Origin of the sequence: Dysosmobacter sp., from assembly GCF_052306735.1 — a bacterium.
Taxonomy (GTDB): Bacteria; Bacillota; Clostridia; order Oscillospirales; family Oscillospiraceae; genus Oscillibacter.
The window spans coordinates 46,624-56,892 of sequence record NZ_DAWBAJ010000011.1 but is presented as its reverse complement, the minus strand read 5'-3'; the positions used below and the strand labels follow the sequence as shown (position 1 = coordinate 56,892).

Below are 10,269 nucleotides of genomic sequence, written 5' to 3'. Positions count from 1 at the left end.
AATCCTGATTTTTTTGTTTCACGCCTAACCTTTTCAGTTAGGAACGTGTCGCACACCCACTGCAGTCCTGGCCCCTCAGGAATGTGATGTGTTGTTTGAGATCATCAAAAAACTGGTTGCCCACCAAAAGTCCGTCATTTTCATCAGCCACAAGCTGGAGGAAGTCCTGCGGATCAGCGACCGGATTACAATCCTCAGCCGTGGACGGGTTGTGGAGGACACCGCCAACCGGGACCTGGATCAGGCTAAAATCGTGGAAATGATGATTGGGGAATCCTTTCAGGTTGAGCTGCAGGAGAAGAGCTCCCGGCAGACGGGGCAACAGGAAATTCTCTCCTTGTCGGACGTCTGCGCAGTGGATGACCGCGGCGTACAGACCTTGAATCGCGTGTCCGTACAGGTCCGGCAGGGTGAAATCCTGGGAGTCGCTGGTTTGGAAGGGAATGGCCAGGACGAACTGATGGATGTGATTGCGGGCCTTCGACGCTGCACCAGCGGAAAGATCACCGTGGCCGGGAAAGACCTGACCCTCTCTTCCGGGGAAGATTTTATTCAAGAAGGCGTTGCCTATGTGCCGTCGGACCGGAACAATGTGGGAACTGTCAAAAAGTTCCGTCTTTACGACAACTGGCTGCTGCGGCGCAAACGCCAGGAAACCGGTGAATTTCTCAATTACCGGAAGGTCATTGAGGACACCAAGGCCGCCATTGATGCGTTTGACGTTCGGACGTCCGGCTATGACGCCGTCTCCGAAAACCTTTCCGGCGGAAATCTGCAGAAGTTCATCCTTGGCCGCGAGCTGAGCAAACATCCGCAGCTGCTGGTCTGTTCCAATCCCACCCGGGGGATTGATGTCCGGGCATCCTGGTCAATCCGCAACCAGATCCTTGAAGCCAAGAAGTCGGGGATGGCCGTGGTGCTGTCTTCCGGAGATTTTGAAGAACTGCTTTATTTATCTGACCGTATTGTTGTGTTGTATAAGGGCATGATTTTTGCGCAGACCACACCTGAAGAGACCACGGTCACCCAGCTAGGCAGTATGATGATGGGGAGGAAGCCGGTATGAAAGCATGGAGAGAAGCGGTACCCAAATGGGGTGTGATCCTTCTGGCCGGCATTTTGTCCCTGGCTATCGGCGCTGCCTTCATTCTGGTTGTCGGCGGTGACCCGCTGTCTGCTTATCAGCAGCTTTTGATTACCCCCCTCTCTTCCAAGTCTGGTTTTGGAGAGCTTTTGACAAATATGACGCCCTTGCTGATTGCAGGTGTCGGCATGGCGATCGCCCGCTGTGCAGGTCTGACGAATCTGGGCGGTGAAGGCCAGATCTACATGGGGGCACTGGGCATGTTCCTGGTGTGCAGTTCCGGCCTGGCACAGACACTGGGAAAGCCCGTTTTGCTGCTGGGCGCTGTGGCTGCAATCGCATTCGGCGCATTCTGGGGTGCAATCTCCGGTGCCCTCAAGGCATTTTTTCGGGCAAACGAGATCATCACTTCCCTTTTGCTGAATTATATTGCCGTAAATTTCATCGGTTATCTGATCCGGGGGCCGCTGCAGGAGCCGTCCGGTATGGTACCCGAGTCCTCTAAGATCGACGAAGGCTTACGGCTTGCCAAGCTTATTCCTTCCACACGGGCCCACACCGGCATCCTGCTGGCGATCGTCCTCGTTATCCTGTATTACTTCTTCATTTACCGTAGCCGTACCGGCTACCGCATTCGGGTATTGGGCGGCGGAGAGAAAGCGGCGGTTTACGGCGGAATCTCCATCAAACGCTATCACATGGGGATTATGACCCTCTCCGGTGGTCTGGCAGGTCTGGCCGGCGGCATTGAGCTGCTGGGCGTTTATTACCGGATCACGGAAACAATGGCTGGAGATATCGGATTTACGGCCGTAGTGGTGGCTCTGTTGGGAATGCTGCATCCGGTTGGCATCGTGCTGGCCTCGGTGTTGATGGCGCTTTTGAATACAGGCGCACAGTTTATGCAGGTGGTCAGTGGGGTTCCCATTACTCTGGTGGATATTTTGCAGGGTCTCATTGTGCTCTTCGTCCTTCTGGGACTCAGTTTTCAATTTACCCGGCGTAAAAAAGCGGAGGTGTAATCCATGCTAAGCTCTTCCTTTCTTGTGGCACTGCTCGCCTCTATGTTCCGGATGTCCACCCCGCTGATTTTCAGTGCCACCGGCGAAATTGTGGCGGAACGTGCCGGTGTTATCAACATCGGTCTGGAAGGTCAGATGCTGTTAGGGGCATTTACCGCTTTTTGTGTAAACTTTGCTACCGGCAGCGCAGCTCTCGGAATTTTCTGCGGCGCACTGGCCGGTGCAGTCAGCACCCTGCCGCTGACCGGGCTGGGCGTCTGCCGGCGGCAGAATCAGTCGGTTGTGGGCATTATGTTCAACATTTTGATGGTGGGTCTGACAAGCTACCTCTACCGCGCCTTTTTCGGCGTGGCGTTGACGGCCCCCTCGGTCCAGCCGCTGGCCAACCGTGCCATTCCGGTATTGAGCAGCATCCCGCTGCTGGGGGAAACCCTGTTCAACCAGAATGTCCTGGTATATCTTTCCATCGTTCTGGCAGGCGCTACCTGGTTCGTTCTTTCAAAGACCATGCTTGGCCTGCGGATTCGTTCTGTCGGTGAAAATCCGCGGGCGGCACAGGCAGCGGGTATCTCCGTCATCAGCGTTCGCCTCTGGAGCATGTTCTTTGCAGGCATGATGGGCGGCCTGGGCGGTGCTTTCCTGTCCGTGGCCTATGTGGGGCGCTTCACGGACGGAATCACTTCCGGAAGAGGATATATCGCGCTGGCCATTACCATCCTCGGACGCTGGAATCCCCTGGGCGTGCTGGGCGGCGCACTGCTGTTCGGCCTGGTGGATGCCTTCCAGCTCCGTGCCCAGACCATGGATGTGTCGATTCCGTATCAGTTTTTTGTCATGCTGCCGTACGTAGTCGTCCTTTTGAGCATTCTGCTGATGGGACGCAATTCGTTCCAGCCAAAGGCTTTGGGCGAGCCTTATGAAAAAGAGGGGAGATAGTTCCCAACTATTTTCACATAAATATTATCGGGAGGATCAAGTTATGAAAAAAGTATTCGTTCTATTGCAGACGCTGGTACTGGCAGCCGCATTGCTGTCCGGCTGCGGAAGCAGCACAGAGGGTTCCACAGCCCCCGCCGGCGACTCCGGTGATCAGACTGCAGAGGAAACCGGCGGCGTTCAAAATGTTGCCATGCTGCTGCCGGGCCTGATCAGTGACCAGTCCTGGAACTACAGCGCATATCTGGGATTGCAGAAAATTGAAAATATGGGTTATCACGTGGAGTACACGGAAAACGTGGAGCAAAACGACGGCGAAACCGTATTCCGCACCTATGCCAGCGGCGATTTCGAGCTGATTATGGGACACGGATATACCTTTATTGATGCTTCTTTGGCTGTGGCTCCGGACTTCCCCGACAAGTACTTCTATGTCTACGGCACGGCTCCTACGGACGTGGCCGAAGAGGATCTCCCTGCCAATACCGCATACTCCTATAACAAGGAATATGAGGGCGCCTATGTGTGCGGTGTCGTAGCTGCCATGGAGAGCCAGACAAATAAAATCGGCATTGTAGGCGGCGCGCCTTCCAATGCGCAGATTGCCAACTACAATGCTTTCCGCGAGGGCGCACAGTCTGTTAAGCCCGATATTGATGTTTCCATCATTGTCACCGGCACGTTCGATGATCCGGCCAAGGGCAAGGAAGCGGCCTACTCTTTGATTGAAGGCGGCTGCGATGTCGTCATGCATGTATGCGATGCCACCGGCACAGGCGTTATCGATGCCTGCGCAGAGCGGAACGTGAAAGTGATCGGATATGGCGGCGATCAGCGGGATCTGGCTCCGGATCAGATGCTGTGCTGCCTGGGCGTCAACATCTCCCAGTGCATTTCCGACCAGATTGAAAAGATCGAAAACGGGACGTTCAGCGGCATTCAGCGTGACGGTCTGGCAGAGGGCGCCATCTACATCACCGAGTTTGGCACCTCCTGCTCTGAAGAGACTGTGGCCAAGGCCCAGGAAGTGATCCAGGGAATTGTGGACGGTTCCATCGTTCCCACGGAGATCAGCACCGAATATTAATAAAAATAAAAGGAGCATCTTCCATGAGTCCAATCATGTATCTGCGCCGCGCCAACGAAGTGGCGAAGCGCGCCCGGGCTGCCGGGAACACCCCTTTCGGAGCAATTTTGGTAGGTCCTGACGGTGAAGTCCTGATGGAACAGGGAAATGCAGAATATGATCTGCACGACGCCACCGCCCATGCAGAGATGACCCTGGCTTCCCGGGCCAGCCGGGAGTACAGCAAGGAGTTTCTGAAAGACTGCACCCTGTATACTACCTGCGAGCCTTGCCCCATGTGCAGCGGCGGAATTTACTGGGCCAACATCGGTCATGTTGCATTTGGAATTACGGAATCCCGGCTCCTGGAACTGACAGGCGACGACGAAAAGAACCCCACCTTCTCTATGGGGGCCGACAAGGTCTTTGCCGCCGGTCAGAAGGAGATCGAACTGCAAGGTCCCTTCCCTGAAGTGGAAGGCGAGATCGTGGAAGTTCACGCCGGATTCTGGAAGTAAAACCTGTTTCCCAACCGGTTGTTTTTCGGCAATTCATTGCTGCATCGGAATCCCTCGCCGATTCTGCCTTTGGGACAGAAAACCGCGAAAAAAAGCCAGTGCTGTTCAGCGCTGGCTTTTTCCTTTTCAGGATTCAACATTCCAGGGACGTTTCAAAAGCTCCACCGCAGGCATGAAACCCATCTTTTTATCGTCCACCTGATGTAATGCTTCTGCCGCTTCCCGATAAATTCCAAATATCTCTATCAAACGAGGTGATATAACTATGAACTTAAAGCCAGGAATTCGGAAAAGGGGAAACAGTTATCAATTCACTGTTTCTAACGGATTCGATGGAAACGGAAAACCCATCCGGAAATACATGACTTTTCATCCTCCGGCGGGGCTTTCTAATCGTCAATTAAAGCAGACGATAGAAACTGCTTATGACAACTTCTATGTAAAAGTAACCAATAATCAAACTCTGAAAGAAAATATGCGGCTCTCCGAGCTTGGTGATCTGTACTTCAGTCAGTACGCGCCGAATTGCCTCAAGGAGATCACTGCGTACACTTATGAAGGCTCCTATCGAAAGAATATCAAGCCGGTGTTCGGCAATACCCGGCTAAAGGATCTTACTACTGCTAGGATCACGGAATTTCTTTTGGAGCTTGGGAAAACAAAAAAACCACAAACTGTCAGAAAGAACAAGATCATCATGCATAGCATTCTAGAATACGCTGTTTCTCAGAAGTTCATTACTGAGAATCCCTGTATTGGTACTATCTGGAAGCAGGATGTAGAGGTTGACTCAACTGCGCGGGATAATTACCTTTCCGCCACAGATGCTAAAAAACTGATGGAGTTGGTGGCTCCCTATTCCGCCTTTAACACCATCATCAAACTACTGTTGCTAACAGGGCTTCGTAGTGGAGAAGCACTGGGTCTGACCTGGGATAAAATTGACTTCGAAAATAAGACTATTTTCGTAGACAAAACGTTGACCTATGTGCCCGGCCACTACTTCCTGTCCACACCGAAAACGCCCATGAGCATCCGGAAGATTGTAATTGATGATGCAACCGTACAAATGCTTCAGGAACATAAGATTGCGCAGGATAAGCAAAAAAGATCATTTGCTCTGCCTGGCAGGAACCAGAAGCTGTGTTTACCTCTGCCACAGGCCATTTCTATGATCGTTCTTTGCTGAATACTCAATTTCGGCGATTTATGAACCAACACCCAGAATTGCACCGGATTACTATTCACGGTCTCCGGCATACGCACGCCTCACTGCTGATCCTGGCGGGTGAAAATCTGGATGCCATCAGCAAGCATTTGGGCCATGCTTCCGCCGATATTACCAGCCGGTACTATGCCCATCTCATGTCTGAGGTACAAGTACGGATCACACAGACCATCTCCGGTGTCCTGCGCTGATTGTCACGAGTTATTCTATGGCTTTATCTCTTCTTTGACAGCGTTGACAATTCGGCTAATAGAAGTTATACTGTATGGGTAAAGGGTGGCTTTCTTAACTCATTATAAGCCAGGGCACCTGCCGCAAATTTGCCGGGCAAGAGATTTGAAAATATTTGACGATGTGTCACGTTTCCAAATTCTTTAAAAACCCAAACTCACAGTTTTCAATGGTTTGCCACCCTTTATCACGATGTAAAATGCCCGGAATAGTTCTCCAAGCGCTGAGTTTTCTCTCCGCATTTTCAACAGGCCGCCCAGATGGGCGGCCTGTTTTTTGAAAGCCTTTCCTACCACAACGCAAGAAGACCGCCGCCCAAAAGGGCAGCGGTCTTCTTGTTTTCTGCGCTGAAATTATGTATAGGAGCGCTCCACCTTCACCACGGCGTAGTAGTTGCCGTCCAGGGCACGGACGGCGGTCTTGATCTTTCTCTCCACCTCTTCATCGCTCAGGCGGAAGCCAAAGGGCACCACCGCGTCGAAGATGAGGTTGGTGTGGGTAGGGCCGGAGACCATGCGGAAATCATGGATATTGATATCGTCATCGATGCAGTGGATCAGATCGGCCACCCGCTCCCGGGTCTCCTCCGTAATGCCGTCATCGGTGACGATGGGATCCATGTGGATGACGGCCTCACAGCCCAGCTTCTCCCGCAGCTCGTTTTCCACGTTGTCGATCTCGTCATGGAGCTCCAGCACATTCTCGGAGGCGGAGACCTCCGCGTGGAGAGAGATCATCACCCGGCCGGGGCCGTAGTCGTGAACGATGAGGTCGTGGATGCCGATGATGCCCTTGTGGGCCATCACCAGATCCCGGATGCGGCCCACAAATTCCGCCGTGGGCGGCGTGCCCAGCAGGGGATCCAGGGTATCTCGGGCGGCACCGATACCCGACCAGAGGATGAAACAGGCCACCAGGATACCGCACCAGCCATCGATGCGCAGGCCGGTGAAGTGGCCCACCAATGTGGCGGCCAGCACCGCGGTGGTGGCTACACAGTCGCTGAGGGAATCCATGGCGGTGGCCTCCATGGCGGTGGAGCCCAGCTTCTTGCCGATACGCTTGTTATAGAGGAACATGTAAAGCTTCACAGCAATGGACACGCACAAAATACCCACGATCAGGGGGCTGAAATCCACCTCCTCCGGATGGAGGATCTTCTCCAGAGAAGACTTGCCCAGCTCCACGCCCATCAGCAAAATCAGCATGGATACCACCAGGCCAGAGAGGTACTCCATCCGCCCGTGGCCAAAGGGATGGTGGGTATCCGGCTTCTGCCCCGCCAGCTGGAAGCCCAGCAGCGTCACCACCGAAGACCCTGCGTCCGAGAGGTTGTTAAAGGCATCCGCCGTGATGGCGATGGAGCCGGAAAGGGTACCGGCGAAGAACTTTCCGGCAAAGAGCAGGACGTTGAAGAAGATGCCCACCGCACCGCAGAGGATGCCGTAGGCCTTGCGGATCTCCGCCTCCTCCCGGCCCTCCTGCCGGATCAGCAGCCGCCCAAGCAGCGTAACCACGATTCATCAGATCCTTTCTGCGGGGCAAGAGCGCCCCAAGTCTTGCGGGCGGTTTTGCCCCGCCCGGAAAAAGCGTTTTGTAGGGAGATAACAAAGGGGGATCAGGTATACCAGCACCGCCCAGGGCACTGCCTCCAGTCCCACCCCCAGCATGTGGAGGGGCACCGTCAGGGCAATACTCCAGGGGATGAGCCCGGCGATGGTAACGCCGGAGTTGGCGATGTCCATGGCCAGCTCCCGCCGAGAGGCCCCCCGTCGGCGGTAACATTCTCCCATCAGCTGGGCATCCAGCATCACCGTCACCGCCTGGTTGCAAAAGACCGCCAGCACCCCGATGCTCACCAGGGCTGTGGCGGGAAACAGTCCCACCCGGTCCGCCAGACGCTCCGCCCAGGCCTCCGCCGGGGCCAGGGCATGGATACCCTCCAGGATCCCGGCGTACAGGCTGGTGAGGAACACCACGGCAGAGGACTCCACCATGGACACCACGCCGCCACCGGAGAGGATGGCCGCCAGCTCCTGAGAGTCCGGCACATAGCCCAGCAGGGCCGCCCGCAGCGCCTCCCAAAGAGGCAGGCCCTGCAGGAGTACCGTCAAAGCCAGAGCCGCCAGGGCGCTGAGGGCCATGGCCTTCTTCACGGGAATGCGGAACAGGGGCAGCACCAGCATCAGTGCCGCCGGAAGGAGCACATACCACTGCAGGGAAAAACCCTCCGAGAGGGCGGCGAGCACCGCCGGGTCCACGGAGGCGATGGGGTGGCGTACCGACAATGCGGCGTAGATCCCCACGGAGAGCACCGTCGGCAGTGCGGCGGTGCGCAGCATCTCCCGGACGTTGCCGTAGAGATCCGTTTTCGTGACGGCGGCCACCAACGACGCGCAGGAGGACATGGGAGAGCACCGGTCCCCGAAATACGCCCCGGAGAGGACGGCTCCCGCCGTCACCGCCAGGTCCACCCCGCCGGAGCGGGCCAGAGTGATGAGCACCAACCCCGCGGTGCCGGTGACGCCGTAGCTGGTACCCAGCACAAAGGAGAGGGCCGCCGACAGTAAAAACGCCGCCGCCACAAATGCGGCAGGCGGGATGGCCCGCAGGCCATAGTAGAGGAAGAAGGAGATGGTGCCGGAGGCTCGCCACAGGGCCGTCACCGCACCGATGATCAAAAAGACCGGCACCACGATCAAAGCCTCCCGGCCCTTTTCCCAGGCCATGGCGGCCACCTGCCGGGGCTGATAGCCCCGCCGCAGGGCCAACAGGGAAAAGAGCACCAACCCCAGACTCAGGGCCCACACCAAGCTGTGTCCCGTGACGAGGCAGGTGCCCACCCCCAATAAAAACAGGGCAAAACAGGGGATCATACCTTCCTCCCGGGGATCTGCAGCTTCATATGGCAGCACAGGTCATCCAGATCCCCATCGGTGACGGCGGGGATCCGCAGCCGGGCGCCGCAGTCCCGGCAGATGAGGTCCACCGCGCCCCGGCGGATCTCCATACCGTAGCGATCCGAGCCGCAGCCGCAGGTAATGCCCCTTGGCCGGGCCGCAATCTCCTTGAGCTCCGAGAGGACCTCATACATGATGACGCTGTCCACAAAGGCCTCCTGGCCCTCCTCATCCTGCTGCTTTTCCTTCTGGGCCAGGATGGCCAGCTCCCGCAGATGCTTCTCCACGGTGCCCTCGTCTCCCACAAAGCAGCAAAACTGCTTGGTCTTGGAGCAGCCCAGGGCGGTAGCCCCCTTCAAAATCTGCTCCGGGCGACAAACCGCCTCGTGGGTCTCCCCGCAGATGCCGCAGGGCACATAAATATGATAACGCTCCCCGTCAAACTCCACCCGAAGGGCACTCTCGCCGCACGCGCACTCGATCTCGGCGTTGGAGGCCTCCAGGGCAAACACCGAACGGGCCGCCATCACCGTCTTGCCGCACTTGGGGCAAAGGTAGCCGAAAGAACGCATCTCCTCGCTCATTGTATGCACCTCTCTTGTGAAACTAGACTTTTCCATTAAATGAAAATTATAGCACGGGAAAAATGCCATGTACAGCGTTTTTTGAAACATTAGGCGCTGCTAACCGTCTTGACAGCCATATTTCCGCCTGTTACCATAAGAAAAAGGGGGCAAAAAAATGGAGATCCTGATTCTGCTCATCAACATCATGCTGATGGTCTTCTGCGGCAAGCTGGGACAGGCAAAAGGCTACCATTTTGTTCTCTGTCTGGTAGCTGGTTTCTTTTTCAGTTTCATTGCCCTGATCGTCATTTTGCTGCTGCCGGATCTGACGGAGCAGCAAGCCGAAGAGGACCTGCGGGAACAGCGCCACAAGGAAGAGGTGGACGCGCTGAAAGACCGCATCGCGGCCCTGGAACGTATGCAGCCTGTCGCACAAGCAGACCCCCAGCCGGAACCTCCCCAGGTACCGCCGGCCCCACCGGGTACACCGGTGCACTTTTCCTCCCGCACCAAAGAAATCATCGCCTGTCCCCGGTGCGGCAAACGCCAGCGGGGAGACCGGGATCTGTGCTATTCCTGTAAGGCTCCGTTTGTGTATGATGAAGAAGACTCCTCACAAATCCAATCCTGACCGATCCGAAGCCCGGCATCAGCCGGGCTTCATATTTTTTCCCGTTTCGGGCAACCTAGGGAAAATCCATGACAGCGAGGTGTCCGG

11 protein-coding genes are annotated in these 10,269 nt (G+C 55.8%); 8 read left to right on the top strand and 3 right to left on the bottom strand.

Features of this window, described 5'->3' with window-relative positions; genetic code table 11:
• Positions 1–91: 91 nt before the first annotated feature.
• From ACT67G_RS04835 to ACT67G_RS04805, 7 genes are all read left to right on the top strand, one after another.
• Entirely contained in the window at positions 92–1,066 is a 975-nt protein-coding gene (locus tag ACT67G_RS04835; protein ID WP_443663232.1) for an ATP-binding cassette domain-containing protein, read from the top strand.
• Entirely contained in the window at positions 1,063–2,106 is a 1,044-nt protein-coding gene (locus tag ACT67G_RS04830; protein WP_325246187.1) for an ABC transporter permease, read from the top strand. The genes ACT67G_RS04835 and ACT67G_RS04830 overlap by 4 nt, the downstream gene beginning before the upstream one ends.
• A gap of 3 nt (positions 2,107–2,109) precedes the next feature.
• Positions 2,110–3,042: an ABC transporter permease gene (locus ACT67G_RS04825; protein WP_325246189.1), complete on the top strand. Its 933-nt coding sequence runs from the start codon at positions 2,110–2,112 to the stop codon at positions 3,040–3,042.
• A gap of 43 nt (positions 3,043–3,085) precedes the next feature.
• Entirely contained in the window at positions 3,086–4,129 is a 1,044-nt protein-coding gene (locus ACT67G_RS04820; RefSeq protein WP_443663230.1) for a BMP family protein, read from the top strand.
• 23 nt (positions 4,130–4,152) lie between these two features.
• Positions 4,153–4,626, top strand: coding sequence for a nucleoside deaminase (locus ACT67G_RS04815; protein WP_325246193.1), 474 nt, complete (start codon positions 4,153–4,155; stop codon positions 4,624–4,626).
• A gap of 265 nt (positions 4,627–4,891) precedes the next feature.
• Positions 4,892–5,815, top strand: a complete 924-nt coding sequence (locus ACT67G_RS04810) for a tyrosine-type recombinase/integrase (RefSeq protein ID WP_443663228.1) — start codon at positions 4,892–4,894, stop codon at positions 5,813–5,815.
• Positions 5,770–6,045, top strand: coding sequence for a tyrosine-type recombinase/integrase (locus tag ACT67G_RS04805; protein ID WP_325246197.1), 276 nt, complete (start codon positions 5,770–5,772; stop codon positions 6,043–6,045). The genes ACT67G_RS04810 and ACT67G_RS04805 overlap by 46 nt, the downstream gene beginning before the upstream one ends.
• Before the next feature lie 393 nt (positions 6,046–6,438).
• On the opposite strand, the gene ACT67G_RS04800 is transcribed toward ACT67G_RS04805, so the two are convergent.
• Genes ACT67G_RS04800 through ACT67G_RS04790 form a run of 3 tightly spaced genes read right to left on the bottom strand, consistent with a single transcriptional unit; the run spans position 6,439 to position 9,569 of the window.
• Entirely contained in the window at positions 6,439–7,602 is a 1,164-nt protein-coding gene (locus tag ACT67G_RS04800) for a cation diffusion facilitator family transporter (RefSeq protein WP_443663226.1), read from the bottom strand.
• A gap of 6 nt (positions 7,603–7,608) precedes the next feature.
• Positions 7,609–8,961, bottom strand: a complete 1,353-nt coding sequence (locus ACT67G_RS04795) for a Na+/H+ antiporter NhaC family protein (protein ID WP_326215783.1) — start codon at positions 8,959–8,961, stop codon at positions 7,609–7,611.
• On the bottom strand, positions 8,958–9,569 hold the full coding sequence (locus ACT67G_RS04790) for a hypothetical protein (protein ID WP_325247689.1): 612 nt from the start codon (positions 9,567–9,569) through the stop codon (positions 8,958–8,960). The genes ACT67G_RS04795 and ACT67G_RS04790 overlap by 4 nt, the downstream gene beginning before the upstream one ends.
• 157 nt (positions 9,570–9,726) lie before the next feature.
• Here ACT67G_RS04790 and ACT67G_RS04785 point away from each other — a divergent pair, with 157 nt between their 5' ends.
• Entirely contained in the window at positions 9,727–10,182 is a 456-nt protein-coding gene (locus ACT67G_RS04785) for a hypothetical protein (RefSeq protein ID WP_326215782.1), read from the top strand.
• Positions 10,183–10,269: the final 87 nt, after the last annotated feature.